This window comes from Paraburkholderia sp. J11-2 (genome assembly GCF_905220185.1).
Classification (GTDB): domain Bacteria; phylum Pseudomonadota; class Gammaproteobacteria; order Burkholderiales; family Burkholderiaceae; genus Paraburkholderia.
The window spans coordinates 37,657-63,829 of the sequence record NZ_CAJMYY010000010.1 but is presented as its reverse complement, the minus strand read 5'-3'; the positions used below and the strand labels follow the sequence as shown (position 1 = coordinate 63,829).

Below are 26,173 nucleotides of genomic sequence, written 5' to 3'. Positions count from 1 at the left end.
AGTTTCCTGCGTTTCCCGTAGTTCCAGACAAGAGCGGCGCGCCAGACGCGCCGCGCTCCGGTCGCGCGCGTCCATGCATGCAAGGGCGTGGCCTACCTCCTCTTCGAAAAGACAACGACATGGCAAATACCGTCAAGCGCACGGCGCTGGCGCTGGCTTCCTGCGCCTTCGCGATTGGCGCGCACGCGCAATCTTCAGTCACGCTTTACGGCACGGTGGACGCGGGCCTCGTTTATTCGACCAACCAGCAGACCACGCACGCAGACGGCAGCACGAGCGGCCACGCAAACTGGCAACTGGGCGGCGGCAACCTCGTGCCGTCGCGCTGGGGTCTCACGGGCAGCGAAGAGATCGGTGGCGGCACGAGCGTCAATTTCACACTGGAAAACAGCTTCTTTTCGCAAAACGGTGCACTGCTGCAGGGCGGCACACTCTTCAACCGCAATGCCTGGGTAGGGGTCGCAAACAACCGCTACGGCACGCTCACGCTTGGCCGTCAGTACGATCCGTTTTCCGACGACCTGGGCGCCTACGTGTCGAGCAACAACTGGGCAACGCTCTATGGTTCGCACTTCGGGGACGTGGACAATCTCAACGAAGCGTTCAACTTCAATAACTCGATCAAATATGTGAGCCCGAGTTTCGGCGGCTTCACACTTGGAGGCCTGTTCAGTTTTGGCGGCGTGGCGGGGAATTTCTCGCAAAACCGTGGCTGGTCGCTGGCTGCAAATTACGCCAACGGGCCGCTTTCTCTTTCTGCCGGTTACCTCGAATTGCGCAATCCGCTGCAGGCAGCGCTCGGCGGCGAGAGCGGTTATATCGGTGACTTTAGCTGCAGCAATCCCAATGCATCGTACTGCGAACTACAAAACGCGCAACGCATCAGCATTTTTGGCGCAGGCGGCTCGTACGCGTTCGACAAGATCAGCGTGGCGCTCAGCTATACGCACACGCGTTTGTCGCAGAGTCTCTATTTCGCGGACGCGGCGCGACCACAAGGCGCGGACATCTCGTTCGACATTGCCGAGTTGAACACGACGTGGCAATACTCGCCCGCGCTGCAGTTCGGCTTCGCTTATATCTTCAACGATGCGCATCCGGACGGCGGATCGTCCACGCGGCTGCATCAGATCAACCTCGGCGCGGTGTACAGCCTGTCCAAGCGTACGGCGGTTTATGCCGTGGCGATCGGGCAGAAGTCGTCGGGTGCAGGGCTTGGGATCGACGCCATGAGCGGCGCGACGCAGAACCTGGCGCAGATCCCGAATCTCGTGAATTCGGACACCGACAAGCAGCTCGCCGTGATCGCGGGCATTCGCCACAACTTCTAAGCGAGGAACCGCGGCGCAGCATGATGCGCCGCGGCAACTCCGGGCGCGTGCACGCTTCGCAAGCCGCCCGCGCCGTTCGGCAGTAGAATGTTCGGGTCCGCTTTTCGTGTGAGCCCGCACATGAAAGTTGCCTTGTTTGTCCCTTGCTTCATCGACGCGTTCTACCCCGAGGTGGCCATCGCCACACTGGAATTGCTCGAGCGCTTCGGCTGCGAGGTCGACTATCCGCTAGATCAAACCTGCTGTGGGCAGCCCATGGCCAACAGCGGCGCGCAGGCCGAGGCAGCCGGCGCGGAGCGGGTATTTGCCCGCGCCTTCGCGGGCTACGACTATATCGTCGGGCCTTCGGCGAGCTGCGTGAATCACGTGCGCGACCACTTCACCGCGATCGAGCAGACCGAAGCAGTGCGCAAGGTGCGCGAGAGCACGTATGAACTCGTCGAGTTTCTGCACGACGTGCTGGGCGCGCGCGAATTTCCCTGGGCCGAATTTCCCTGGCGCGTAGGTTTGCACAATAGCTGCAGCGCGCTGCGCCATTTGAAGGAAGCGTCCGTTTCCGAAATCGCAGGCCCGGTGTTCTCGAAGCCGCTCGCGCTGCTCGAACATGTGAAGGGCATCGAGTTCGTGAAGCCGGCGCGCCCCGACGAATGCTGTGGTTTTGGCGGCACGTTCGCCGTAACCGAAGAAGCGGTGTCGGTGCGCATGGGCCAGGACAAGGTGGTCGATCACGTAAGCGCGGGCGCGCAATACATCGTTTCCGCCGACATGTCCTGCCTCATGCACCAGCAGGGCTGCGCCGAACGCATGAGCGCGGACATCCGCTTCATTCATATTGCCCAGGTGCTCAACGGAGCGCGCGAATGAAGCGAGTCGAACATGCAAAGCTCGCCGGCGCGTTTCTCTCGCGGCCCGAGCATGTGGCCTTTCACGACAAACGTCTGTGGGACTTGCGCTCGAAGCGCGACGCGCAGGCTCACGCCATTCCCGAATGGGAAATGCTGCGCACGCTCGCCTCGCAAATCAAGGCGCATACGCTCTCGCATCTTGCCGACTACCTCGACCATTTCACTCGCACGGCGCAGGCCAATGGCGTACAGGTCCACTTTGCGGATACGGCCGAGGAGCACAACGAAATCGTGTATCGCATTCTGAGCGAGCGCGGCATGACCGCGCTCGTGAAGAGCAAGTCCATGCTCACCGACGAGTGCGAGATGCGCCCGTATCTGGAGTCGCGCGGCATCTCGGTGATGGAGACCGACCTGGGCGAGCGCATCCAGCAACTCGACAAGCAGCCGCCCAGCCATATCGTCGTGCCCGCCGTGCACAAGCTGCGCGACGACGTGGCCGAAGTGTTCGGCCGCACCATCGGCACGGACCCGCACAACAACGACATTCACTACCTGGCGGAAAGCCAGCGCATGAATACGCGGCCGTGGTTCGTGCGCGAGAAAACGGCGGGCATGACCGGCTGCAATTTCGCAGTGGCAGAAACGGGGACGGTGGTGGTCTGCACCAATGAGGGCAACGCGGACCTTTCCGCCAACGTGCCGCCGTTGCATATCGTCTCGATGGGCATCGAGAAGCTGATTCCCCGCCTTTCCGATCTCGGCGTATTCGTGCGCATGCTCTCGCGCAGTGCGCTCGGCTCGCCCATCACGCAATACACCTCGCATTTTCGCGCGCCGCGGCCCGGCGCCGAAATGCACTTCGTGCTCGTCGACAACGGCCGTACCGAGCGGCTCGCCATGCCCGAGTTCTGGTACTCGCTCAAGTGCATTCGCTGCGGCGCGTGCATGAATACATGTCCCGTGTACCGGCGCAGCGGCGGTCTCTCGTACGGCAGCACCTATGCGGGGCCGATCGGCGCGATCATCAATCCGACCTTCGATCTCAAGCGCTTCAGCGCATTGCCGTTCGCGTCTACGCTCAACGGCAGCTGCACGAATGTGTGCCCGGTGAAGATCAATATTCACGAGCAGATCTACCAGTGGCGGCAAGTCATCGCGGCGCAGCACGAAGTGCCGTTCGTGAAGCAGGAGGTGCTGAAGATGGCCGGCCGGTTGCTCGGCAGTCCGACGCTTTATCGTGGCGCGATGAAGTCGCTCGAAGGCGCGTTGCGCCGCTTGCCCAATTTCATGCTCTACAACCCGCTCAATATCTGGGGCAAACAGCGCGATCTGCCACACGTGCCGCGCACCACGTTCCATGCGTGGTACCGGAAAAACCGCAAGGGAGGCGGCGATGGCGGATCGTGAGGCATTTCTCGCGCGCGTGCGCGCCGCGCAACCCGCGCACGAACCGTTGCCCGAGGTGCCGTTGTTCGCCGCCCCTCCTGGCGACTTGCGCGAGCGCTTTTGCGCTGCGCTCAAACTGATGGGCGGCAGCGAGACCCAGGTGCAGAGCGCGGCCGAGGTGCGCGCCATGATCCTGCGCCGCTTTGGCAGCGAGGCGCGCATCGCGTCGGCCACGCCGGAGGTGCAGGGCACGCGCGAGATCAGCGCCGCCACGCAGCCGGCGTCGCTCCAGGACGTCGACGTGGGGGTGGTGCGCGCGCGTTTCGGCGTCGCGGAAACGGGTTCGCTGTGGCTGAGCGAGCGCGAGTACGTGGTGAACGCGCTTGGCTATCTCGTGCAGCATCTCGTGGTGCTGCTCGATCCGGCGAAGCTGGTGGCGGGCTTGCAGGACGCGTACCGGCGCGACGATTTTCGCGGCGCGCGCTACGCGGCGCTCGTCACGGGGCCGTCCGCGACGGCCGATATCGAAGGCGTGCTGATCCAGGGGGCGCAAGGCGTGAGGTCGTTGACGGTGGTGTGGCTGCCGGCGCCGTGACGGTTGCACGCCATGGTCATCCACGTCCTTCTCCTGAGCGGCTTTCTGCTGGCGAGCATCGCGCTCGTTCAGGCAGTGAGCCTGCGCTGGTCGATTTCCGAATCGGTCTTGCTGGCGGCGTGGGGTTTCACGCTCGGCGGCATCTATCTCGTGAGCGGCGAGGCCTGGCCCGCGCTCTCTGCCAACTTCGTGATACCTGCGCTCGCGCCGCGGCTGCCGCCCGAGGCGTACTTGTGGATCTTCCTGCCGCCGCTGCTATTCCAGGCCGCGCTCAGCGTGAACGTGCGCGAGATGCTCGGCGACGCGGCGCCCATTTTGCTGCTCGCCGTGGTGGCCGTGTTCGTCGCGACCGGCGTGGTGGGCGGCGCGGTCCGGCTCACGGGTCTCGGTCCGCTCGCCGACGGCCTCCTGCTCGGCGCGATGATCGCGACCACCGACCCCTCCGCCGTGCTGGCCGTGTTCCGCGAAGTGGGCGCGCCGGAGCGGCTCGTGCGCCTCGTGGAAGGCGAGAGCCTGCTCAACGATGCGGCCGCCATTGCCATTGCCGGCGTGCTGATCGCCGCGATCACGGGCGACGCCGCCAATGTGTCGGCCACGGCCGCGCTGCGTGCACTCGGTATCGCGCTTGGCGGCGGCCTGCTGGTCGGGGCGCTGGCCGGGCGCCTGTTCGCGTGGCTCTTGCCGTTGCTGGGCGGGGAGGGCAAGGCCGAGATCTCGCTCAGTTTCGCGCTGCCGTATCCGCTTTATCTTCTCGCCGACCAGATGTTGCACGTCTCGGGCGTGGTGGCTGTGGTCGCGGCCGGGCTCGTCATTAGCGGCCTGGGGAGCACGCGCCTGTCGCCTGTGAACTGGAAACATCTGCAACTGATCTGGGAACAGATCGCGGCCATGGCGGGCGCGGCGATCTTTCTGCTCGCGGCCATGCAAATTCCAGCCACGCTGCGAAACGCGCAGTGGATCGATCTCGTCGCGCTCGCGGTGGTGGTGGTGGCGGCGTTCGTCGCGCGCGTGGTCGTGGTGTTCGGCATGCTTCCGCTCCTGAGCCGCGTGCGGCTCACCGAGCCGGTGAGCGCCGCCTACAAGCTCGTGATTGCCTGGGGCGGGTTGCGCGGTGCGGTGACGCTCGTGCTCGCGCTCGGCCTCGCGCAGGACACGGCGCTGCCCGATTCCACACGCCGTTTCGTCGCGATTCTCGCGACGGGCTTCGTGCTCGTGAGCCTGATCGTGAACGGCACGTCGCTCAAGCTGCTGATCCGCCGGCTGCATCTCGATCTGCTCTCGCCGCAGGAGCAGGCGTTGCAAAGCAAGGCGGTGCAGCTTTCGTCGATTGGCGTATCCGAGCGCGTGCATATGGCGGCGCGCACCTTTCACATTCCCGATGCGATCGCCGACGAGGCCTGTCACACGTTCCGGCAGAGCGTCTATATCGGCGCCACAGGGTACGATATCGAAGCCGCGCTCTCTGACCGCGAGCGTCTCGTCATCGGCCTCGTCACGCTCGCGGCGAAGGAGCGCGACCTGATTCCGCAGTACGGCAGCGGCATCATCACGATCCGCAATCTCGACGCGATGATGCGCAACACCGACGCCATGATCGAAGAGGCGCGCGCGGGCGGGCGCCTCGGCTATCAGCGCGCCGCGGCGAAAATTCTCGCGGATACGGCGGGCATGCGCATCGCGCGCTTGCTCTATCGCTGGCTGCGCTTGCAGCAGCCGTATGTCGACGCACTCGCCGATCGCTTCGAACTCCTGATGTGTCGCCGGGTGGTGCTGCATCAGCTGATCGTATTCAACGACCAAAGCCTCACGCCGCTGCTAGGCGAGCGTCTCGCGGCGCTGCTCAAGACAATCTTGAAGACGCGCATCGAGAAGGCTGAACATGGGCTTGAGGACGTGCGCCAGTGTTTCGGTCACGCGGCCGACGTGCTCGAGCGGCGCATGCTGCTGCTCTACGCGCTGCGCGAAGGGCGCGAGCGCGTGCAGGCCATGTACGAAGACCGTTCCATTTCGAAAGAGATCTACGATTCGATCCGGCGCGAACTGGACGTCGCGTGGAAGCTCGCGGTGCCGCGGGCGCACCCGGATCTGGTGCCGGGCGAGGCTGAAGCGAAGGCTAAGGCGGTTCATACGCGCATCGACGCATTGAACGGCGCCAATGCGCACACGGAGCCCGCTGCATCGGAAGCACCCGAAGCGGCGCCCGGCGATGCGGCCGCGCCGGTGGAAAACGCCTCCGCCGAGGAGCGGAGGGCGTCGCCATGACCGAAGTGCAGCAGGCCGTGCTCGTATTCGTGCTGCTGCTCGGAGGCACGGGCCTGGGCGTCCTGCTGCGGCCGTTGTTGCCCGAGGAGCATCGCAAGCATGAAACCGTGCAGCTCGTGCAACTCGTGATCGGCATGCTGGTGACGTTTGCGGCGCTCGTGCTGAGCTTGCTCACCGCGTCGGCGAAATCGAGTTTCGATACGGCGACCAACGACATGCGCACCTACGCCGCCGACCTGATTCAGCTCGATCAACGCCTGCGCGATTACGGTCCCGACGCGGCAACGGCGCGCACCTTGCTGCGCGCCTATACGGCAAGCGCCATCGCCTCGACCTGGGAGCAGGAAAAGCCGCCGCCGGGCAACTACTATCCGCATGATCCAGGCGTTGGCAACGACGAACTCGAGAGCCGGCAGCTCGGCGCGCTGCTCGATTCGGTGGGGCACGAAATCGACACGCTCGTGCCGCACGACGCCTACCACCAGGCGCTCGTGAGCCCGCTCGCGCAGATGTTCGACCGCGTGACCGATACGCGCTGGCGTCTCATCGAAGAGGCGCATGGCTCGATTTCGCGGCCGTTCTTCACGATGCTGGCGCTCTGGCTGGTGCTGATCTTTCTGAGCTTTGGCCTCGTCGCGCCGCATAACGCGCTCGCGATCGTGCTGATCGTACTGGGCGCGGTGTCCATTTCGTCGGCGGTCTTCGTGATCGCCGACCTCGATACGCCGTTTACGGGACAGCTCGTGGTGCCGAGCGATTCGATGCGCGACGCGCTCGCGCACATGAATGCGCCCGCTACGTAGCGACGCGAGCGAGCCATTGCGCTAGACTCGCGCGACTCGATGCGTACAGGAAAGGAGATTCGCAATGTTGCGCAAGACGCTCAATGCTTCGCGGCTGCAAGAGGAAGTGCACCGGCGCATCCACAGGCTGCAGGAGGTGGTCGAAGACGGCGTGAAGATCGGCGTGCCGCGTCCGCAACTTCAAGCGCCCGATCGCAGCGGCTGCAACTGGACGATGCAGCACTTTCACAACGCGGCAGGCTTCGAGGCGAGCGTGGCGCGCGTGCTGGAGCAGATGCGCTCCGAGTACAACCTCACTGAGACACAGGACGAAGCTGTAGAGGACGACGCCGGCGAGACGCCCGACGCGCGCGATCCGTTCGGCGGGGCGAAGCGCGCTGCCGCGCAGAATCCGTTTGGCGGGGCGAAGCCCGCTTCGGCTGCGAACCCGTTTGGCGACGCGAAGCCGTCGGGCAAGCAGGATCCTTTTGGAAGTGCCACGCCCGCGAGCGACGAATCGCCGCCGGCCAAGGGCAAGCGGCCCGCGAATCCGTTCGGCGAATGATGGGTGCGCCGCGCGCCGCCCGTCTCGAGCGGCGTGCGCGGTGCGATATTCAGCCTATTTTCAGTTTTCTTCCGCGGCGGCCTTGCTGCGTGTGCGGCGTGCACGCGCGGGCGCTTTCCTGGCGGCGGGCTCGGCCGGCGTAGCGGCAGCGCTCGCTGGTTCGTCCGCGGCGCTCGGCGCCGGTTCGGCGGCTTTCTTCGACGTCTTCTTGCGCGCGGGGCTCTTGCGCGCAGCCGTCTTGCGCGCTCGCGCGGGGGCGGGCGCGGCGGTCTCGACGGTTTCGAAATCGGCCGCCGGTTCGGGCGTCACGGGCGCGTCGTGTGCCGCTTGCGGCGCGTGGTCACGCTCGTTCGCGTCGAATGGCTCGGCGAAGAAGGGCGGCGCGGCTTCGTGGCCGTGCGCTGCATGCGCTTGGACCGGCTCGAACGGAATCTCGCCTTGTGTCTCGACCGGTTGCTCGACCGCGGCTTCGCGCGCGTCCGCCGCACCGCCGCCGCGGCCATTGCGACGGCCTTTGCGCCTGCCGCGCGGCTCCTCGGTGCGCGGCGCCGGGCTTTCCGGCGCCGGCACGCTGGCGGCGGGCGCCGGGAGGGGCGGCGGGTTCAGCCGCGACACCCAGGTGCCCGACTTGTCGTCGCGGCCCACTTCAAGCAGGCCGCGCGACTGCGCCTCTTCGAGCAGATTGCCGAATGCGCGAAAGCCGTAGCGCGTTTCGTTGAAGTCGGGCCGGCGGCGCTTGATGGCGCTCTTGAGCACCGAGGCCCAGATCTTGCCGCTTTCGCCGCGCTCGAGCACGAGCGCGTCGAGCGTTTCGATCGCAAAGGTAACGGCCTTCGACTTGCGCTCTTCGCCGTCCTGCTTCGGCTGGCGTTCTTCGCCGCCCTGGCGTTTCGCGTCGCCGCCGTCCTTGTGCTTGCCTTTGCCGCGAGTCTGCTGATCGCGCACGAGGTCGCGCACCAGGTCGTCGTAGAAGATGAACTCGTCGCAGTTGGCGACGAGCAGGTCGGAGGTGGAGTGCTTCACGCCCACGCCGATCACCTTCTTGGCGTTTTCGCGCAGCTTCGAGACGAGTGGCGAAAAGTCGGAGTCGCCGCTCACGATCACGAAGGTGTCCACGTGCGACTTCGTATAGCAGAGATCGAGCGCGTCCACGACGAGGCGGATATCGGCCGAATTCTTGCCCGACTGGCGCACGTGCGGAATTTCGATCAGTTCGAAGCTCGCCTCGTGCATCGCGGCCTTGAAGCCCTTGTAGCGCTCCCAGTCGCAATAAGCCTTCTTCACGACGATGCTGCCCTTGAGCAAGAGCCGCTCCAGCACGGGCTGGATATCGAAGCGGTCGATCTTCGCGTCGCGCACGCCGAGCGCGACGTTCTCGAAGTCGCAGAACACCGCCATGCTGACGTTTTCCTGTGGGGAAGCCATGTGATTGATTCGTTCCATCTACGTTGAATTCACATGATAGCCGGTTGAACCGCGGCAGGCCGGGAATCGCGATAGCGGTGCCGCTCCCTGCGGACGAGCTAGTTGTGTGCGCCAAGCATGGTTCATTGCAGCCATTTTCGAGCGTCCGATCGTAAAGCCCCTCTTTTTCACGTAAGCGTCACAGCGCATTCGTAGCCTTACGCCGCCCTGGCTTTCCGGATCGGCAGGGTACCCAAAGCCGCAAGCGCTCCCAAGCCCCATAGCGGCAAAAAACCAAAAACGACTCGACGACGGTGGACGTTAAGCGCCGCGCGCCACATAGCCGAGCAGGGCGCTCACAGCCTGGGCCTCGCGGCGCACGGCGCGCCCGTTCGGCCCCTCGGGCGTCGCGTCGAAGCCGCCCGTGGCGCCCAGCACCGTGAGCGCGCCGCACAGCTTGCCGGTGTGATCGAAGAGCGGCGCCGAAACGGCGCTGATGCCCTTGAGATTCGTATCGCGCACGCTTGCGCAGCGCGCCGCCTGCACGTCGCGGCGCAGCGTGCCGATCGGGTCGCTCGCACTCAGTTGCGCACGCAACGAAGCGTCGGCGTGCGCGAGTTCTTCTTCGGCTTGCGCGAGCACGCGCGTGTCGTCGAGCAGGCCGAGGAAGACGCGGCCCGTGGACGACCATAGCAGCGACATCACCGACCCCACCCGCACGTTGACCGTCACGGGCAGCCCCGGCTCCTCGAAACGGATGATCGTGGGCCCCTTGTTGCCCATCACCGCGACGAACGACGTCACTTCGAGCGTCTCGCGCAGGCGCACGAGCGCAGGCTCCGCAATGCGCACCGGATCGGCCTGACGCATGGCGGCCACGCCGATCATCATCGCCTCGACGCCGAGCCGATACTGCTGGGTGGCGGTGTCCTGCGCGACGAGACCTTCCTCGATCAGGCTCACGAGGTACCGATGCACCTTCGCGGGACTCTCTTCCACGCAGGCCGCGAGACCCGAGAGGCTCGCACGGCCGCCCAGGCGCGCGAGCCCCTTCAGCACGGCCATGCCGGTTTGCGCGGACTGCACGCGCTGGCGGCGTTCGCGCGGTGCGGCGGCTTTCGTTTCTCGCGCGACTTTTGGGGCCGCCACCGTGGTGGCTGCTGCGGCCTCGGCGGCTTTGGCCGCGGGGCGGCGGGGAGTGGTTTTCCTGCTTTCCATGCTGGGCGGGGACGGACGTTCGGTTGGGTTCACGCGGGATTTTAGGGCGCATAGGCGCAGTACAGTGCCTGCCATGCTTGCACGTTAACCCCTATCTCACGATTACGCAATGCGTACTAGAGTTACGCAAAACGTAATTCATGCAGGATGCAGGAGAGGCATATGAGCGAGACATCTTCCCAGTCGGCGGGCCGCTGCCCGTTCCCCCACGCAGCGGGCGAGGCGCGAAACGCCGCGCCGCGCTGCCCGGTCAGCGCCAACGCCGCGGCATTCGACCCGTTCAGCGACGGCTACCAGCAGGACCCGCCCGAGTACGTGCGCTGGGCGCGCGAGCAGGAGCCTGTGTTCTACAGCCCGCAGCTTGGCTACTGGGTGGTCACGCGCTACGCCGACATCAAGGCGATCTTCCGCGACAACCTCACGTTTTCGCCTTCTATCGCGCTCGAAAAGATCACGCCCACGGGCCCCGAGGCGAACGCGGTACTGGCGTCGTACGGCTACGCCATGAACCGCACGCTCGTGAACGAAGACGAGCCTGCGCACATGCCGCGCCGGCGCGTGCTGATGGAGCCGTTCACGCCCGAACATCTGAAGCACCATGAACCCATGGTGCGGCGCCTCACGCGCGAGTACGTGGACCGCTTCATCGACGCCGGCCGCGCCGATCTCGTCGACGAGATGCTCTGGGAGGTGCCGCTCACCGTAGCGCTGCATTTTCTGGGCGTGCCCGAAGAGGACATGGACCTGCTGCGCAAGTACTCGATTGCGCACACGGTCAATACGTGGGGCCGACCGCGCGCCGAAGAGCAGGTCGAAGTCGCGCACGCGGTGGGCAACTTCTGGCAGTTCGCAGGCAAGGTGCTCGACAAGATGCGCCAGAACCCGGACGGCCCGGGCTGGATGCAGTACGGCATTCGCAAGCAGAAGGACCATCCGGAAGTCGTCACGGACTCCTATCTGCATTCGATGATGATGGCCGGCATCGTGGCCGCGCACGAAACCACGGCCAATGCCACGGCCAACGCGATGAAGCTGCTGCTGCAGAACCCGAACGCGTGGCGCGAGATCTGCGAGGACCCGAGCCTCATTCCGAACGCCGTGGAAGAGTGCCTGCGCCACAACGGGTCGGTTGCGGCCTGGCGGCGCCTCGCGACGAAGGACGTGCAGATTGGCGGCATCGACATTCCGGCGGGCTCGAAGCTGCTGATCGTGACGTCTTCCGCGAATCACGACGAACGCCATTTTGCGGACGCCGACCTGTTCGACATTCGTCGCGACAACGCAAGCGATCACGTCACGTTCGGCTACGGTTCGCATCAGTGCATGGGCAAGAACCTCGCACGCATGGAGATGCAGATCTTCCTCGAAGAGTTCACGCGCCGCTTGCCGCACATGCGTCTGGCCGAGCAACGCTTCACCTACGTACCCAACACGTCGTTCCGGGGTCCTGAGCATCTGCTGGTGGAATGGGACCCCGCGCAGAACCCCGAACGCGCGAATGCGGCGCTGCTCGGCGCGCACGTTCCAGTGCGCATTGGCGAGCCTTCGGCGCATGCGCTTTCGCGGCCCGTGGTGGTCGAGCGGGTGGACGCCGTGGCCGAAGGCATCGTCCGCCTGCGGCTCGTTGCGCCCGACGGCGGCGCGCTGCCGCGCTGGGCGCCGGGCGCGCATATCGACGTGGAATGCGGCGACACCGGCATCTCGCGCCAGTACTCGCTGTGCTCGGACCCCGCCGACACGCGTGCATTCGAGATCGCCGTGCTGCGCGAAACGCACAGCCGCGGCGGTTCGGCCTGGGTGCACGACACGTTGCGCACCGGTATGCGCCTGAAGATTCGCGGCCCGCGTAATCATTTCCGGCTCGACGAGGAAGGGCGTCGCGCGATCTTCATTGCCGGCGGCATCGGCATCACGCCGGTGAGCGCCATGGCGCGCCGCGCGCGCGAACTGGGCATCGACTATGAATTGCACTACAGCGGACGCTCGCGCAAGACGATGGCGCTTGCCGACGAACTCGCGCAACTGCATGGCGAACGTCTGCATATGCACGTATCGGAAGAGGGCACACGTAACGATTTCGCCGCGCTGCGCGTCGACGAACAGACGCGCGTGTACGCTTGTGGCCCCGCACGCATGCTCGAAGCGCTCGAAGCCTGCAGCGAGGCGTGGCCAGAAGACGCGCTGCGCGTGGAGCACTTCGCCGCGACCGGCGGCAAGCTCGACCCCGCGCAGGAACAGGCGTTCGAAGTCGAGTTGAAAGACTCGGGGCTCGTGCTGAACGTGGGCGCGGACCAGACCGTACTCGACGCGCTGCGCCGCGCGAACATCGACGTGCAAAGCGACTGCGAAGAAGGCTTGTGCGGCTCGTGCGAGGTGCGCGTGCTGGCGGGCGAGATCGATCACCGCGACGTGGTGCTCACGCGCGCCGAACGCGACACGCAATCGCGCATGATGACCTGCTGCTCGCGCGCGAAAGGCGGGCGGCTGGTACTCGAACTCTAGTCGCCGCAGCGCGATCGAGACAATAAAACAAGGATTGGAGACACAACATGAACAAGGCGGTGGAGGTCACCGGCATCATCGACGAAAGCCGGTTCGGGCCGTATCAGTTGCTCGTGGTCACGCTGTGCGCGCTATGCCTCGTCATGGACGGGTTCGACGTCCAGGCGATGGGATATGTGGCGCCGGTCGTGATCCGCGAGTGGGGCATTGCGAAGGAAACGCTCTCGCCGGTGTTCGGCGCGGGCCTCTTCGGCATGCTGGTGGGCTCGCTCACCTTCAGCACGCTCGCCGACAAGATCGGCCGCCGCCCGGTGCTGATCGGCGCGACGCTGTTCTTTTCCGCGTGCATGCTCGCCACGGGCTTCGCGCATTCCATTGCGGAACTGGTGGCCTGGCGCTTCGTCGCGGGTCTGGGCCTTGGCTGCATCATGCCGAACGCGATGGCGCTCGCGGGCGAGTACAGCCCGCGCCGCATGCGCGTCACGCTCATGATGATCGTTTCGTGCGGCTTTACGCTCGGTGGCGTGGTGGGCGGGCTCATCACCGCGGCGTTGATTCCGGCGTTCGGCTGGCGCGCCGTGTTCTTCGTGGGCGGGGCGATTCCGCTCGTGCTCGGCGTGCTGATGTGGCTCGCGCTGCCGGAGTCGATTCAGTTCCTCCTGTTTCGCGGCCGCGGTGAGCAAACCGATGCGCGCGTGCGCCGCAATCTGTCGCGCGTGGCGCCTGCGCTGCACCTGCCAACGGGCGTGCAGTTCACGACCGCGGAAACGCGCTCGCGCGGCGTGCCGTTCGTCGAGCTGTTCAAGGAAGGGCGCGCGCGGGTGACCGTGCTGCTGTGGATCGTGAACTTCGCGAACCTGCTCGCCATGTATTTCCTCTCGAACTGGTTGCCGACCGTGATCCGCGACGCCGGCTATTCGACCCAGACCGCCGTGTTCGCGGGTACGGCGCTGTGGGGCGGCGGCGTGATCGGCACGCTGCTGCTCGGGCGCGTCATCGACATGGCGGGCTTTACGCGCGTGCTAGGCACGACGTTCCTGATCGCCATCGTCTCGACGGCGGCAATCGGCAATCCGGCCGTGATGGTTTCCGTGGCCGCGATGTTCGTGGCGATCTTCGTCACGGGCTTTACGATCATCGGCGGGCAGCCGGCGCTCAACGCGCTCGCCGCGACCTACTATCCGACCTCGCTGCGCTCGACCGGCATCGGCTGGAGCCTCGGCGTGGGCCGTATCGGCTCGGTCGTCGGCCCGGTGCTGGGCGGCGCGCTTTTGCACCTGCAATGGTCGTCCGCGTCGCTCTTCATCGCGGCTGCCGTGCCGGCCTGTGTCTCGCTCGCGGGCATCGTGGCGATTCATCGGGCGAATAACGCTTCCAGGGGCGCGATGGGAGGCGAGCGTGCGGCGGCGCAGATGGAGTGACTGGCGGCAGCGCCTGCGTCTGGCGGCGCTCGCAGCCGCTAGGCGCCCGCACGGACATGGCGGCGACGGCGCGTGGACTGCGCCCGCGAGGCTGTGCGCGGAGCGCGCCGGCGCGAGCGCCCGCAGGCGCTTCGCCCGCATAACCAGCGAGGAGTGAACGCCCGGTCATCGGGGTCAACTCCGACTTCTCGGCAGACGAATGCCGGCTTTCTCGAAAACGAATTGTTGGCAGGCCGCGCCTGAACCACACTGATACCTGTCGCGATGCGGCGTGCCACGGCGCGCCGTACGCAGTCAAAGAGCAACGACGGGAGGTGACAGTGGTGAGGCGAGCGGCGCGCAAGATCAGCGATATCGCGCGACACTGGGCGGAGGTGTCGCCCGAGGCGGTGGCGATACGCGAAGAAGCAAAGGTGACGAGCTTCGGGCAGCTCTGGAGCGACGTTGAGCAGGCGCAGCGGTTTTTGCGCGAGCAGGGCGTGGACGTGGGCGACCGCGTGCTGATCGTGGCCGAAAATTGTTCGGCCGTGGTGACGCTGCTGTTCGCGCTTTCGGAAATCGGCGCGTGGCCGGCTGTCGTCAACGCGCGGCTTTCGGAGCGCGAGATTGAGACGATCCGCGCGCATTGCGGACCGCGTCTCATGCTGTTTACGCACGGCGCGTCGCCCGACGCGCTGCGTCATGGCGTGCGTTATCGCGCGCGCGAAATCGCTCCGGCCGGACTCGGGCCGCTGATGATGGCCGCGCCCGACTCCGACGCCGTGCGCGAGCCCGAAGCGCTCGCGCACGAAGTGGCGGTGCTCATCTATACGTCGGGCACGACGGGCCAGCCCAAGGGGGTGATGGCCACGCATCGCGGCTTGCTGCATTTCGCGCATGTCTCGGCCACCTCGCGCGACATGACGCAGGCCGACTGCGCCTACGCGGTCATGCCGATGTCGCATATCTTCGGCCTCGCCACGTTGCTGCTCGCCACGTTCGAAGCGGGCGCGAGCCTGCATCTCGCGGCGCGCTTTTCGGCGGAGGAGGTCGTGAAGGCGCTTGGCGCCTCCGAAATCTCCATTCTTCAGGGCGTGCCAACGCTCTTCACGCGTATCGTCGCCTATGTGCGCGAGCACGGCGGCGCGGTGCATGCGCCGCGTCTGCGCTACCTCTATACGGGCGGCGGTCCGCTCGATCCCACGCTCAAGCAGCAGGTCGAAACGCTCTTCGGCATGCCGCTGCATCACGGCTACGGCATGACCGAGTACGCGGGCTCGCTCTTCATCACGCGCATGGACCGGCCGCGCAAGGATGTGTCCTCGGGCGAGATCGTCGAGGGCGCCGAGCTGCGCGTAGTCGGGCCCGACGGCGCGGATGCGCCGCGCGGCGAGCCGGGCGAGCTGTGGGTGCGCGGTCCCGGCGTCATGCGTGGCTACTATCGCGAGCCGGGCCTGACCGCCGAAGTGCTCGACGCGCAAGGCTGGCTCAAGACCGGCGACCTCGGGCGGCTCGACGCCGACGGCGCGCTCTTCATCGTGGGCCGCTCGAAGGATCTCATCATCCGCTCGGGCTTCAACGTCTATCCGATCGAGGTCGAGTCGGTCATCAACACCTACGAGGCGGTGCGCCAGAGTGCCGTGGTGGGGCGGCGCGACGCCGAAGGCAACGAGGAAGTCGTGGCCTTCGTGGAAGCGAAGGAGGGCGCGACGATCGACGCGGCCGATCTCGCCCACTACCTGAGCGAGCGGCTTTCGGCGTACAAGCGTCCCTCGGAGATCGTGACCATCGACATGATTCCGACCACGGCGAGCGGCAAGCTGCAAAAGCAGCCGCTGCGCGAAATGGCCAAACGCGCCGTGCGCACTCGCTGAGCATTCCTGATTTTTTATTTCTCTCCGGGCGGCGCCGTGCCGCCCGATCAACGATTGCAGGGCATACACCATGATTCGCGACCAGGAAACGATGAACGTTCTGCTCGACAACGTCGCGCGCTTCGTGCGCGAGCGTCTCGTGCCGAACGAGGAGCGCGTAGCGGAAACGGATGAGATTCCGGCCGATATCGTCGACGATATGAAGGCCATGGGCCTCTTTGGCCTGACCATTCCGGAGCAGTACGGCGGGCTCGATCTCACGATGGAAGAAGAAGTGCTCGTGATGCTCGAGCTGGGCAAGACCTCGCCCGCATTTCGCTCGATCATCGGCACGACGGTGGGCATCGGTTCGCAGGGCATCGTGATCGACGGCACCGAGGAGCAAAAGGCCCGCTGGCTGCCGAAACTTGCGAGCGGCGAGATCATTGCGAGCTTCGCGCTCACGGAGCCGGGCGCGGGCTCGGACGCCGCATCCATCAAGACGCGTGCCGAGCGGCGCGGCGACCATTATGTGGTGAACGGCACCAAGCGTTTCATCACGAATGCGCCGCAGGCCGGCATGTTCACGCTGATGGCGCGCACCAATCCCGACGAGCCGCGCGCGGGCGGCATCACCTCGTTCATCGTCGACGCGAAAACGCCCGGCATCAGCTTCGGCAAGCGCGACAAGAAGATGGGGCAGCGCGGCGCGCATACCTGCGACGTGATTTTCGAAGACGTGAAGGTGCCCGCGGAAAACATCATCGGCGGCAAGGAAGGCGTGGGCTTCAAGACGGCGATGAAGGTGCTCGACAAGGGGCGCATCCATATCGCGGCGATTTGCGTGGGCGTGGCGCAGCGCATGCTCGACGACGCGCTGCGCTACGCAATGGAGCGCGAGCAGTTCGGCGAAAAGATCGCCGAGTTCCAGCTCGTGCAGGCCATGCTTGCGGATAGCCAGACCGAACTCTATGCGGCGCGCTGCATGGTGCTCGACGCCGCGCGCCGTCGCGACGCAGGCCAGAACGTGAGTACGGAAGCGGCGTGTGCGAAGCTGTTCGCATCGGAAATGTGCGGGCGTGTGGCAGACCGCGCGGTGCAGATCTTCGGTGGCGCGGGCTATATGTCCGACTATGGCATCGAGCGCTTTTACCGCGATGTGCGCATTTTCCGCATCTACGAAGGCACGAGCCAGATCCAGCAGATCGTCATCGCGCGCAACATGATTCGCGCGGCTGGCGGGCGGTAAGCAAGAGGCAGCGGCGCGCAGCACGCGCGCCGCTTGATGGGTTTATTCGGACTTATTCGAGCCGGCCGATGCCGTCGGCCACCAGCAGATCGACGAGCTTGCGCGCGAACAGCGGCAGCGCGTCGCGATCGGCCATGCAGATCTGCAGCTTGCGCACGGCCCATTCGTCGGTGAGCGGCACGATCTTCAGCGACATGGTTTGCGCGTGGCGGCGCGCCGTGCCCTCGGGCAGCACGCCAATGCCGATGTTCGCTTCGATCATGCGGCATGCGGCCTCGAAATTGCCGATCTGGATGCGCCAGCGTATGGTGCGCTGCAAATCCGACGACGCACGCTTGAGGAACGAGAAAATCGCGCTTTCTTCGGGCGGCCCGATGAAGTCGTAGTCGAGCGTATCGGCAAAGGCCATTTCGCTCGCCTGCGAAAGCGGGTGGCTCAGCGCTGTGACGAGCACAAGGCGGTCGCGCCGGTAGGGCAGCACCTGCAAGCCCTCGGTGCGCACATTGCCGGCCACGATGCCGATATCGATCGTGCCGTCCTGCACGGCGCGCACGATATCGGGCGAAAGACGCTCGTGAATATCCACGTACACGTCGGGATGGTTGATAAGGTAGGTGCGCAGCACGGCGGGCAGGAACTCGCTCATTGCCGTGGTGTTCGCAAACACGCGCACATGGCCCTTCACGCCCTGCGAGTACTCCTGCAGGTCTCCCGTGAGTTGCTCGAGTTGCTTGAGCACGCGGCGCGCGTGCGCGAGCAACGTCTCGCCGGGCCCGGTTAGCGTGACCCCCTGGCTCGTGCGGCTCAAGAGCTTCACGCCCACCTGTTCTTCGAGATTCTTGATACGCGTGCTGGCCGCGGGCAGCGAGAGGTGCGCGCGTTCCGCGCCGCGGGTGAGGCTGCTCGCCTCGGCTACGTGGGTGAAGAGCTTCAGGTCGACGAGATCGAAATGCATGGGTTGACTTGCCGTGACTCCAGTTCCTGCGGGTTTTCCTGCCTGCGTCTGCCTGCCCGTTCGTTCGAGAAGACACGGGGCACGAGCGGACTCCGAGCATTATTGCGCCGCAGCGCAATGCACGCCATTAGCGATAGTACGGGTTAATCCTGGCCGAAACGGGCGTTCGGCATATCCAAATTGTGCACCCGTACCCGATGCGTCAAGCTGCAACACGAACGGCACAGCTTGCCGCATAACGATTCAAATCGAATGAACGCCCGGCGCAAAGCGGGCTGGAGGAGCGAAAACGATGACGACGCAACGAATGCTGGACGGTAAGGTTGTGGTGGTGACGGGGTCGGGAGGCGGCATTGGCCGCGATATCGCGCTCATGATGGCGCGCCACGGCGCGAAAGTCGTGGTGAACGACGTGGGCGCTTCGCTTACCGGCGAGGGCCATAACGACGGTCCCGCGCAGGCCGTGGTGAACGAGATCAAGGCTTTCGACGGCCAGGCCACCGCGAACACCGACAGCGTGGCCGACGCCGCTGGCGCCGCACGCATCGTGCAGAACGCGCTGGATGTGTTCGGCCGCATCGACTGCGTGGTCAACAACGCGGGTATTTTGCGCGACCGCTTCTTCCACAAGATGAGCGAAGAAGAATGGGACGCCGTGCTGAAGGTTCACCTCTACGGCTCGTACTATGTCTCGCGCGCCGCCGCCGACCACTTCAAGGAACAGCGTAGTGGGGCGTTCGTGCATATGACGTCCACGTCCGGCCTGATCGGCAACCTTGCGCAGGCCAACTACAGCGCGGCGAAGCTCGGCATTGCGGGCCTGTCGAAATCCATCGCGCTCGATCTGGAAAAGTTCGGTGTGCGCTCGAACTGCATTGCGCCGTTCGCCTGGAGCCGCATGATCAACTCGATCAAGATCGACTCGCCGGAGCAGGAAGCGCGCGTTGCGAAGATCAAGCAGATGACGCCCGCGAAGATCGCGCCGCTTGCCGTCTACCTCGCGAGCGAGCAGGCCGCCGATGTGACGGGCCAGATTTTCGCGGTCCGCAACAACGAAATCTTCCTGATGAGCCAGCCGCGGCCCGTGCGTTCAGTGCATCGCGGCGAGGGCTGGACGCCGGAGACGATTGCCGAGCATGCCATGCCGGCCCTGCGCAAGTCGTTCCACACGCTCGACGTGTCGGCCGACGTCTTTAGCTGGGACCCCGTCTGATGATGCGCGGCCCGCGCGCGGCGCGCCAGGTCGATGCCGCGCAGCTCGATTTCGCGCAGTACGTGCGTCCGGGCGACACGGTTGCGTGGGGCCAGTGCGGTGCGGAGCCGTGCACGCTCACCGCGCTGCTGATGTCGCAGCGTCAGGCGATGGGCGGTCGGTTTCGCGTGTTCGTGGGCGCTTCGTGGTCCGAAACGCTCGATCCCGCGTTTGCCGACTGTATCGACTTCATGGCCTATGGCGCATCGGGTACGAACCGTCGGCTCGAACGCGAGGGCGTGCTCGACATCCTGCCGTGTCACTACTCGCAGTTTCGCAGCGTGCTGACTGGCGGCCCGAATCGCGTTGACGTGCTGCTGCTGCAAGTCGCTCCAGCGGACGAAGCGGGCTGCTACAGCCTCTCGATTGCGCATGAGTATCTCGTGCCGTTGATCGACAGTGCGCGCGTGGTGATTGCGGAGGTGAATGCGGCGGCGCCCTGGACTTACGGCGAGCGCAGGTTGCGAGCCGAAGACTTCGACGCGCTGATCCACACCGACCGCGCGCCGCTGGAAGCGCCGGCAACGCAGGCTGGCGACACCGAGCGGCGCATCGCGCAACATGCGGCCTCGCTGATCGAAGACGGCGCGACGATCCAGTTCGGGCTAGGCGCGCTGCCCGAGGCTATCGTCGCGCAGTTGCACGATCGTCGCGACCTGGGCGTGCATAGCGGCACCATCGGCGACGCTGTAGTCGACCTGATCGAAGCCGGTGTGGTGACGAATGCCCGGAAGTCGCGGGACCGAGGCGTGAGCGTGGCCGGCACGATGATGGGCACGCGCAAGGTCTACGCGCATGCGCACCGCAACGCGCGGATTCAGTTCCGCTCCACGGCTTATACGCACGACATCGACGTGCTCGGCGGCCTCGATCGGTTCGTGGCGATCAATTCGGCGCTGGAAGTCGACTTAACGGGGCAGGTCAATGCGGAAGCGGCTGGTGGCCGCTATGTGGGTGCGGTGGGCGGGGCGCTCGATTTCATGCGCGGCGCGGCGCGCTCGGCCGGTGGCGTCGCGATCGTTGCGCTCGCCGCGAGCACGCGGCACGGGAGCCGTATCGTCGCGCGTCTTTCCGGGCCGGTCAGCACGCCGCGTAGCGACGCGGCCGTGATCGTCACCGAGCACGGCGTGGCGGACCTGCGAGGGCTCACGCTCGCGCAGCGCGTCGAGCGCATGCTCGCCATCGCACCGCCCGAGTGGCGCGAACCACTCGCCGCCGAGCACCACGCGCGAAGGCACACGCTCGCAGCTTGACACCGTGTAGGCGCACAGCGAAGCGGCAGACAACCAGACAACATGAAAAGGAATCCGAAATGAGAAGAGCAGCGATAGTCGCGCCGGTGCGCACGCCGGTGGGCACGTTCGGCGGCAGCCTGCGCCCTGTTTCCGTCGAAACGCTCGCGGCCACCGTGCTGCGCGAAACCATCGCGCGCAGTGGCGTGGACCCGGCGCGCATCGAAGACGTGGTCTTCGCGCAATCGTACGCGAACAGCGAAACGCCTTGCATCGGCCGCTGGGCCGCGCTCGAAGCGGGGCTGCCGGTGCAGGTGCCCGGCATGCAGCTCGACCGCCGGTGCGGCGGTGGGCTTCAGGCGGTCGTGACCGCCGCGATGATGGTGCAGAGCGGCGCGGCCGATGTGGTCGTGGCCGGTGGCGTGGAGAGCATGAGCAATATCGAGTACTACACGACCGATATGCGCTGGGGCGCGCGCGCCGGTTCGGTGAAGATGCACGACCGCCTCGAGCGTGGCCGCGAACGCTCGCAACCCGAAGCGCGCTTTGGCTACATCTCGGGAATGATCGAAACGGCCGAGAACCTCGCGAAGGAATATGGCATCACGCGCGAGGAAGCGGACGCGTACGCGGTGCGCAGCCATCAGCGCGCGGCGGCGGCATGGGAAGCGGGCCGCTTCGACGAGGAAGTGGTGGCGGTAACGGTGCCGCAACGCAAGGGCGACCCCGTACGTTTCGCGCGCGACGAAGGCGTGCGCGCCGACGCGACCGAGGCATCGCTCGCCAAGCTCAAGCCGCTCATGAAAGGCGGCACGGTGACGGCGGGCAACGCGAGCCAGCAAAACGACGCTGCGGCCGCGTGCCTGATCGTCGCCGAAGATCAGCTCGACAAACTGGGCCTCGCGCCGCTGGGCTATCTGACCGGTTGGGCGGCCGCGGGATGCGAGCCTGCGACGATGGGCATCGGCCCGGTGCCCGCGGTGCAAAAGCTGCTGCAAAAGACCGGAATCACATTCGATCAACTCGATCTCGTCGAGCTGAACGAGGCCTTCGCGTGCCAGGTGCTCGCGGTGCTCAAGGGCTGGGGCTGGCACGATGAGTCGCGGTTGAACGTGAACGGCTCGGGCATTTCGCTCGGTCACCCGATCGGCGCGACCGGCGTGCGCATGTTGACCACGTTGCTCCATGAACTGCAGCGCCGCAAGGGCCGCTACGGCCTCGAAACGATGTGCGTGGGCGGCGGGCAGGGGATTGCGGCGATCTTTGAGCGCGCGGCTTGAGTACGAAAGATTCGCACCCCTACTGAACATAAAAAGGAGGAGACGATGCTCGATGCACTGAACGCGCAGCTAGCGCGACTGCAAGCGCATCCGTTCTACGAGGGACGTTTGCCGCGCAGCGTCGCGAGCGCGGCGGAGTTCGCCGAGCGCGTGCCGCTCATGACGCGCGCCGAACTCGTGGCCGAGATGAATCGGCCGGGCTACGGCAAGTTTGCGCCTGCGGTGCCGCCGGTGCGCGTGCACCTCACGCCAATGGGCGCTGCGCTCGTGCCGATCCTGCACAGTGCAGCCGATCTGCGCGCAATCGAAGCCGCGTGCGGCCAACATCTCGACGCATGCGGCATCGGCCCCGGCGACGTCTGCATGGTGACCTTTGGCTATCACCTCTTCGTTGCCGGGCTTTTCTATCAGACCCAGATGGAAGCGCGCGGCGTGGCGTGCATTCCGCACGGCCCCGGCGAAACCGAGCGTGCCGCGCGCGTTGCGCAGCAATGCGGCGTGACAGTGCTCGCCGGCAATCCGTCTCACGCGCTCAAACTCATCGAAGCGGGCTGCCCGGTTCCGCGCGTGTTCTTTGCGGGCGGCGAAGCGTTCACGGGTAATGCGGCGCTGTACGCGCGCGTGCGCGAAGCGATGCCGGGCACGTTGCTGATCGACAGTTTCTCGCTTTCCGAATGCCTGCCCGTTGCACGTACGTTCCCCGGCGATACGGGCGTGCATGTGTTCGATGAACTGCTGTATGCCGAAGTCATCGACCCCGACACGGGCATGCCTGTTGCCGAAGGCGAGCGTGGCGAACTTGTGCTCACGCATCTGAAGAAGGAACTGCAGCCGCTCGTGCGCTACCGCACCGGCGACCTTACCGTGCTCGAACATACCGCGCCCGTGCATGGGCGAACGGTGTCGTTGCCGCGCGTGGTGTTCGGCCGTGCCGATTCGATGGTGAAGATCAAGGGCGTGAAGGTTTATCCGTCCGAGTTGAAGACGGTGCTGCTGGGCGTGGAAGGCGCGTCGGGCACGTACCGCCTCGTGGTCGGCACCAAGGAACATGGCGGCGACCATCTTACGCTGCAGGTGGAAGGCGCGGTGGAGCGTTCCGCCATCGAGGCCATCGCGGAGCGCTTCAAGCGCCAGACGCTGATACACGCGGACGCGATCGAGATTGTGCCGAAGCTCGAAGGCGCAACGCTGGTAGAAGATCAACGGAGACAAACAACATGAATGCAAGCGCAACGAACACCCAAACCCCGTGGCGCCTCGTCGTAGGCGGCCACAGCTATGCTGACTTCTCGATTTCGGTATCGCCGGCGGTCGAGCGCGCCGTGGCCGAGAATCTCGCGCCACCCACGGTCTATCTGAACGTCTTCGACGAAGACAGCATAACCGTAGGCGTGAACGAAGATCCGAACCAGGTGCTCGATCTGCCGTTCTGCCGCGAAAACGAAGTGATCGCGCGGCGGCGCGTGAGCGGCGGCGGTGCGATCTATGCGGGGCGCGGTTCGGCCTTCCTCGCGTTCTATTTGCCGATCGGTCTGCCCGGTGTGCCCCAAACGGCGACGCAGGCGTTCCCCACGATACTCGGCCACGTTGCTGAAGCACTACGCGATGTGTTCGGCCTGCAGGCCGCTTACCGTCCGCTCAACGACGTCGAGATCGACGGACGCAAGCTCGTGGCTACGTCGCTGAAGATCGAAGGCGGCGTGCTGACATTCCGCATTCTGCTGAACGTGAAGGCGATCGACACGGCAATTGCGGCGCGCGCGATGCCGATGGCGCCCGAAAAGGTCAAGGACAAGAAGCACAAGGATCTTGGCTCGCGCTATACGTATCTGGAGCAGGAACTGGGCCGCGAAGTGCGCGCCGATGAACTGAGCGCCTGGGTTGCGGCCTGCGTTCGCCGCACGTTCGGTGACATGGCGCTGGAGTCAGGCGCGCTAGGCAGCGAAGAACTCGTTTTCGCGCAGCAATACGAGCGCGAACTGCATGAGGAAAGCTGGTTCCATGAGAAGAGCGAAGCGACGCGTTACAGCCCTGTCACCCGCGCGGGCGACCGTGTCGTGCGCGGACGCGAAAAGGCCCCGGCTGGGCTGATCTGGCTGAGCCTGCTCGTGCGTGACGGCACCGTTGTCAAAGCGATCGTGAATGGCGACTGGCATCCGCGTCCGCTCGCTTCGGTCGCGTGGCTCGAAGACGGGTTCACCGGTCTCGCCGCCACGCGCGAGGCGTGCGCGGCGCATATCGAGGCGTTTCTCGCGCGTCCCGACGTGGAGTTCGCGGGCGTCGAACCCGTGCATCTCATCACGGCGCTCGACAAGGCGCTCGCTGAACTGGCAAACGCGGGGGTGAGCGCATGAGCGAAAAGACGCTACGGGTCGAACAGGAGGCGGGCGTTGCGACGCTCACATTCAATCGCCCGGAGGCCAAGAACGCGCTCAACGCCGAGATGCGGGGGGAACTGCTTGAAGCCGTACAGCGCATACGCGCCGATCGCAGCGTGCGTGCGGTCATTTTGCGCGGCGCGGGCAATGACTTCTGCTCGGGCGGCGATGTACGCGCCATGAATGTGACCAGCGCCGACGCGGGACGCGATCGTATCGACGATCTGCACGGCTGGGTGAGCATGCTGATTGACCTCGATCGCCCGGTGATCGCGGCCGTGGACGGCGTGTGCTACGGCGCGGGCTTCAGCTTTGCGCTCGCCGCCGACTTCGTGATCGCCAGCACGCGCGCGCGTTTTTGCATGCCTTTCATGAAAGTCGGCCTCGTGCCCGATTGCGGGGCGTTTTATACGCTGCCGCGCGTGGTGGGGCTAGCGCGCGCGAAAGACCTCGTGTTTACGGCGCGCGAGATACGCGCTGCCGAAGCGAGGGAGATCGGCGCGGTGCTCGAAGTGGTCGAGCCGGACAAGCTTCATGCACGCGCCGCGCAGGTCGCGGGCGGCCTCGCGGCTGCGTCTCCCATTGCTTTCGGCCTCGCCAAGCGCGCGCTGAACCAGTCGCTTGGCAGCGATCTGCGCGCGATGCTCGAAATCGAGTCGGCGGCGCAGGGCATTGCGTTCACGACCGAATTCCATCGCGAAGCCGTGAAGCGCTTTCGCGAGAAGGCCGATCCGCTCTTCAAGTGGCCCGCCGCCGAGGCCTGATCTCTCACCGAGCACACAGCCATGACGATCGACTATCACACGCTGCGCAACTGGCCGTTCAAGGACGTTGAGCAGACCTATACCGCGCGCGACGCCATGCTCTACAGCCTGGCCGTGGGCTACGGCGCCAATCCCGTTGATTCGGACGACCTGGCATTCGTCTACGAAAAGGAGTTACGCGTGCCGCCGACACTTGCCGTCGTGCTCGGCTTTCCCGGCTTCTGGGCGCGCGACCCGCGCTCGGGCATCGACTGGGTTCGGCTGTTGCATGGCGAGCAGAGCCTCGTGATGCACAAGCCATTGCCGCCGTCCGCAACCGTGGTCGGCCGCTCGCGCATCACGCGCGTGGTCGATAAAGGCGCGGGCAAAGGCGCGCTGCTCGAAATCCAGCGTAGCATTACAGACAAGGCAAGCGGCGAACTGTACGCCACCGTCACGCAGCTCACGTTCTGCCGCGGCGATGGCGGCTTCAGCGCGGACAACGGCTTGAGCGACGAAGCGCCCGCGCCGCCGCCGCCGATGCCTGAGCGCGACCCTGATCATCATTGCGATCTGCCTACGCGCCCGGAAACGGCGTTGCTCTACCGCCTGTGCGGCGACGACAACGTGTTGCATGCCGACCCCCAGGTTGCGCGCGCGGCGGGGTTCGAGCGGCCTATCCTGCATGGACTTGCCACGTGGGGCGTGGCCGCGCATGCCGTGCTCAAGACGCTGTGCGCAAGCGACCCGCAACGCCTTGCGGCATTTCACGCGCGTTTTACCGCGCCGGTTTATCCGGGCGAGACGATCCGTACCGAGATGTGGCGTGACGGCAACGAGGTGAGCTTTCGCGCGCGTGTGCTGGAACGCGACGTGCTCGTGCTCAACCACGGCCGTGCTCAACTGCGCTAAACGCTATTCTGTATAACGAAGGAATC

20 protein-coding genes and 1 pseudogene are annotated in these 26,173 nt (G+C 65.6%); 18 read left to right on the top strand and 3 right to left on the bottom strand.

Annotated features, from left to right (window positions below):
- The first annotated feature begins 119 nt into the window (after window positions 1-119).
- The 7 genes and pseudogenes from U5A57_RS15820 to U5A57_RS15790 form a co-directional block, all read left to right on the top strand.
- A complete protein-coding gene (locus tag U5A57_RS15820) occupies window positions 120-1,331 on the top strand; it encodes a porin (protein ID WP_321912350.1) in 1,212 nt (403 codons plus the stop codon).
- Window positions 1,332-1,451: 120 nt separating this feature from the next.
- On the top strand, window positions 1,452-2,195 hold the full coding sequence (locus U5A57_RS15815) for a (Fe-S)-binding protein (RefSeq protein WP_321912347.1): 744 nt from the start codon (window positions 1,452-1,454) through the stop codon (window positions 2,193-2,195).
- Complete coding sequence (locus U5A57_RS15810; protein WP_321912346.1) at window positions 2,192-3,586, top strand: lactate utilization protein B; 1,395 nt, start codon at window positions 2,192-2,194, stop codon at window positions 3,584-3,586. Before U5A57_RS15815 ends, U5A57_RS15810 begins: the two co-directional genes overlap by 4 nt.
- The gene (locus U5A57_RS15805; RefSeq protein ID WP_321912344.1) at window positions 3,573-4,160 is read left to right on the top strand and encodes a LutC/YkgG family protein; all 588 of its coding nucleotides are present in this window, start codon (window positions 3,573-3,575) and stop codon (window positions 4,158-4,160) included. The genes U5A57_RS15810 and U5A57_RS15805 overlap by 14 nt, the downstream gene beginning before the upstream one ends.
- 12 nt (window positions 4,161-4,172) lie before the next feature.
- Window positions 4,173-6,422 (top strand): cation:proton antiporter, encoded by a 2,250-nt coding sequence (locus U5A57_RS15800; RefSeq protein WP_321912343.1) that lies wholly within the window; start codon window positions 4,173-4,175, stop codon window positions 6,420-6,422.
- Window positions 6,419-7,225: a hypothetical protein gene (locus U5A57_RS15795; protein ID WP_321912341.1), complete on the top strand. Its 807-nt coding sequence runs from the start codon at window positions 6,419-6,421 to the stop codon at window positions 7,223-7,225. The genes U5A57_RS15800 and U5A57_RS15795 overlap by 4 nt, the downstream gene beginning before the upstream one ends.
- 64 nt (window positions 7,226-7,289) lie before the next feature.
- A pseudogene (locus U5A57_RS15790) lies at window positions 7,290-7,535 on the top strand (hypothetical protein); the annotation flags it as partial.
- A gap of 294 nt (window positions 7,536-7,829) precedes the next feature.
- On the opposite strand, the gene U5A57_RS15785 reads toward U5A57_RS15790, so the two are convergent.
- Both U5A57_RS15785 and U5A57_RS15780 read right to left on the bottom strand, forming a co-directional pair.
- Window positions 7,830-9,194 carry an NYN domain-containing protein gene (locus tag U5A57_RS15785; protein WP_321912339.1) on the bottom strand — a complete coding sequence of 455 codons (1,365 nt, stop codon included), beginning with the start codon at window positions 9,192-9,194 and terminating at the stop codon, window positions 7,830-7,832.
- A gap of 300 nt (window positions 9,195-9,494) precedes the next feature.
- On the bottom strand, window positions 9,495-10,391 hold the full coding sequence (locus U5A57_RS15780) for an IclR family transcriptional regulator (protein WP_415774633.1): 897 nt from the start codon (window positions 10,389-10,391) through the stop codon (window positions 9,495-9,497).
- 162 nt (window positions 10,392-10,553) lie between these two features.
- Between U5A57_RS15780 and U5A57_RS15775 the strand changes: the two genes are divergently transcribed.
- The 4 genes from U5A57_RS15775 to U5A57_RS15760 all read left to right on the top strand — a co-directional run bounded on the left by U5A57_RS15775 (window position 10,554) and on the right by U5A57_RS15760 (window position 17,395).
- Entirely contained in the window at window positions 10,554-12,893 is a 2,340-nt protein-coding gene (locus U5A57_RS15775) for a cytochrome P450/oxidoreductase (protein ID WP_321912335.1), read from the top strand.
- Between the two features lie 47 nt (window positions 12,894-12,940).
- Window positions 12,941-14,314 carry an MFS transporter gene (locus U5A57_RS15770; protein ID WP_321912333.1) on the top strand — a complete coding sequence of 458 codons (1,374 nt, stop codon included), beginning with the start codon at window positions 12,941-12,943 and terminating at the stop codon, window positions 14,312-14,314.
- Between the two features lie 320 nt (window positions 14,315-14,634).
- Window positions 14,635-16,167 (top strand): class I adenylate-forming enzyme family protein, encoded by a 1,533-nt coding sequence (locus U5A57_RS15765; protein ID WP_321912331.1) that lies wholly within the window; start codon window positions 14,635-14,637, stop codon window positions 16,165-16,167.
- 70 nt (window positions 16,168-16,237) lie between these two features.
- Window positions 16,238-17,395 (top strand): acyl-CoA dehydrogenase family protein, encoded by a 1,158-nt coding sequence (locus tag U5A57_RS15760; RefSeq protein ID WP_321912330.1) that lies wholly within the window; start codon window positions 16,238-16,240, stop codon window positions 17,393-17,395.
- Window positions 17,396-17,447: 52 nt separating this feature from the next.
- Here the strand turns inward: U5A57_RS15760 and U5A57_RS15755 are convergent, their stop codons facing one another.
- Complete coding sequence (locus U5A57_RS15755) at window positions 17,448-18,350, bottom strand: LysR substrate-binding domain-containing protein (RefSeq protein ID WP_321912329.1); 903 nt, start codon at window positions 18,348-18,350, stop codon at window positions 17,448-17,450.
- Window positions 18,351-18,657: 307 nt separating this feature from the next.
- Between U5A57_RS15755 and U5A57_RS15750 the strand changes: the two genes are divergently transcribed.
- From U5A57_RS15750 to U5A57_RS15720, 7 genes are read left to right on the top strand one after another with little or no spacing between them, the layout of a single operon-like run.
- Window positions 18,658-19,563, top strand: coding sequence for an SDR family NAD(P)-dependent oxidoreductase (locus U5A57_RS15750; protein ID WP_028208307.1), 906 nt, complete (start codon window positions 18,658-18,660; stop codon window positions 19,561-19,563).
- A complete protein-coding gene (locus U5A57_RS15745; protein ID WP_321912328.1) occupies window positions 19,563-20,855 on the top strand; it encodes an acetyl-CoA hydrolase/transferase family protein in 1,293 nt (430 codons plus the stop codon). The genes U5A57_RS15750 and U5A57_RS15745 overlap by 1 nt, the downstream gene beginning before the upstream one ends.
- Before the next feature lie 59 nt (window positions 20,856-20,914).
- Window positions 20,915-22,114 carry an acetyl-CoA C-acetyltransferase gene (locus U5A57_RS15740; RefSeq protein WP_321912326.1) on the top strand — a complete coding sequence of 400 codons (1,200 nt, stop codon included), beginning with the start codon at window positions 20,915-20,917 and terminating at the stop codon, window positions 22,112-22,114.
- Between the two features lie 45 nt (window positions 22,115-22,159).
- Window positions 22,160-23,335, top strand: a complete 1,176-nt coding sequence (locus U5A57_RS15735) for a hypothetical protein (RefSeq protein WP_321912325.1) — start codon at window positions 22,160-22,162, stop codon at window positions 23,333-23,335.
- The gene (locus tag U5A57_RS15730) at window positions 23,332-24,468 is read left to right on the top strand and encodes a lipoyl protein ligase domain-containing protein (RefSeq protein ID WP_321912323.1); all 1,137 of its coding nucleotides are present in this window, start codon (window positions 23,332-23,334) and stop codon (window positions 24,466-24,468) included. Before U5A57_RS15735 ends, U5A57_RS15730 begins: the two co-directional genes overlap by 4 nt.
- Window positions 24,465-25,256: an enoyl-CoA hydratase/isomerase family protein gene (locus U5A57_RS15725; protein ID WP_321912321.1), complete on the top strand. Its 792-nt coding sequence runs from the start codon at window positions 24,465-24,467 to the stop codon at window positions 25,254-25,256. Before U5A57_RS15730 ends, U5A57_RS15725 begins: the two co-directional genes overlap by 4 nt.
- 21 nt (window positions 25,257-25,277) lie before the next feature.
- Window positions 25,278-26,147 carry a MaoC/PaaZ C-terminal domain-containing protein gene (locus U5A57_RS15720; protein WP_321912320.1) on the top strand — a complete coding sequence of 290 codons (870 nt, stop codon included), beginning with the start codon at window positions 25,278-25,280 and terminating at the stop codon, window positions 26,145-26,147.
- Window positions 26,148-26,173: the final 26 nt, after the last annotated feature.

Excerpts from the sequence above, each read along its gene's own strand:
- U5A57_RS15820 (WP_321912350.1), top strand. The coding sequence starts at position 120 with ATGGCAAATACCGTCAAGCGCACGGCGCTGGCGCTGGCTTCCTGCGCC.
- U5A57_RS15815 (WP_321912347.1), top strand. The coding sequence starts at position 1,452 with ATGAAAGTTGCCTTGTTTGTCCCTTGCTTCATCGACGCGTTCTACCCC.
- U5A57_RS15810 (WP_321912346.1), top strand. The coding sequence starts at position 2,192 with ATGAAGCGAGTCGAACATGCAAAGCTCGCCGGCGCGTTTCTCTCGCGG.
- U5A57_RS15805 (WP_321912344.1), top strand. The coding sequence starts at position 3,573 with ATGGCGGATCGTGAGGCATTTCTCGCGCGCGTGCGCGCCGCGCAACCC.
- U5A57_RS15800 (WP_321912343.1), top strand. The coding sequence starts at position 4,173 with ATGGTCATCCACGTCCTTCTCCTGAGCGGCTTTCTGCTGGCGAGCATC.
- U5A57_RS15795 (WP_321912341.1), top strand. The coding sequence starts at position 6,419 with ATGACCGAAGTGCAGCAGGCCGTGCTCGTATTCGTGCTGCTGCTCGGA.
- U5A57_RS15785 (WP_321912339.1), bottom strand. The coding sequence starts at position 9,194 with ATGGCTTCCCCACAGGAAAACGTCAGCATGGCGGTGTTCTGCGACTTC.
- U5A57_RS15780 (WP_415774633.1), bottom strand. The coding sequence starts at position 10,391 with ATGGAAAGCAGGAAAACCACTCCCCGCCGCCCCGCGGCCAAAGCCGCC.
- U5A57_RS15775 (WP_321912335.1), top strand. The coding sequence starts at position 10,554 with ATGAGCGAGACATCTTCCCAGTCGGCGGGCCGCTGCCCGTTCCCCCAC.
- U5A57_RS15770 (WP_321912333.1), top strand. The coding sequence starts at position 12,941 with ATGAACAAGGCGGTGGAGGTCACCGGCATCATCGACGAAAGCCGGTTC.
- U5A57_RS15760 (WP_321912330.1), top strand. The coding sequence starts at position 16,238 with ATGATTCGCGACCAGGAAACGATGAACGTTCTGCTCGACAACGTCGCG.
- U5A57_RS15755 (WP_321912329.1), bottom strand. The coding sequence starts at position 18,350 with ATGCATTTCGATCTCGTCGACCTGAAGCTCTTCACCCACGTAGCCGAG.
- U5A57_RS15750 (WP_028208307.1), top strand. The coding sequence starts at position 18,658 with ATGCTGGACGGTAAGGTTGTGGTGGTGACGGGGTCGGGAGGCGGCATT.
- U5A57_RS15745 (WP_321912328.1), top strand. The coding sequence starts at position 19,563 with ATGATGCGCGGCCCGCGCGCGGCGCGCCAGGTCGATGCCGCGCAGCTC.
- U5A57_RS15740 (WP_321912326.1), top strand. The coding sequence starts at position 20,915 with ATGAGAAGAGCAGCGATAGTCGCGCCGGTGCGCACGCCGGTGGGCACG.
- U5A57_RS15735 (WP_321912325.1), top strand. The coding sequence starts at position 22,160 with ATGCTCGATGCACTGAACGCGCAGCTAGCGCGACTGCAAGCGCATCCG.
- U5A57_RS15730 (WP_321912323.1), top strand. The coding sequence starts at position 23,332 with ATGAATGCAAGCGCAACGAACACCCAAACCCCGTGGCGCCTCGTCGTA.
- U5A57_RS15725 (WP_321912321.1), top strand. The coding sequence starts at position 24,465 with ATGAGCGAAAAGACGCTACGGGTCGAACAGGAGGCGGGCGTTGCGACG.
- U5A57_RS15720 (WP_321912320.1), top strand. The coding sequence starts at position 25,278 with ATGACGATCGACTATCACACGCTGCGCAACTGGCCGTTCAAGGACGTT.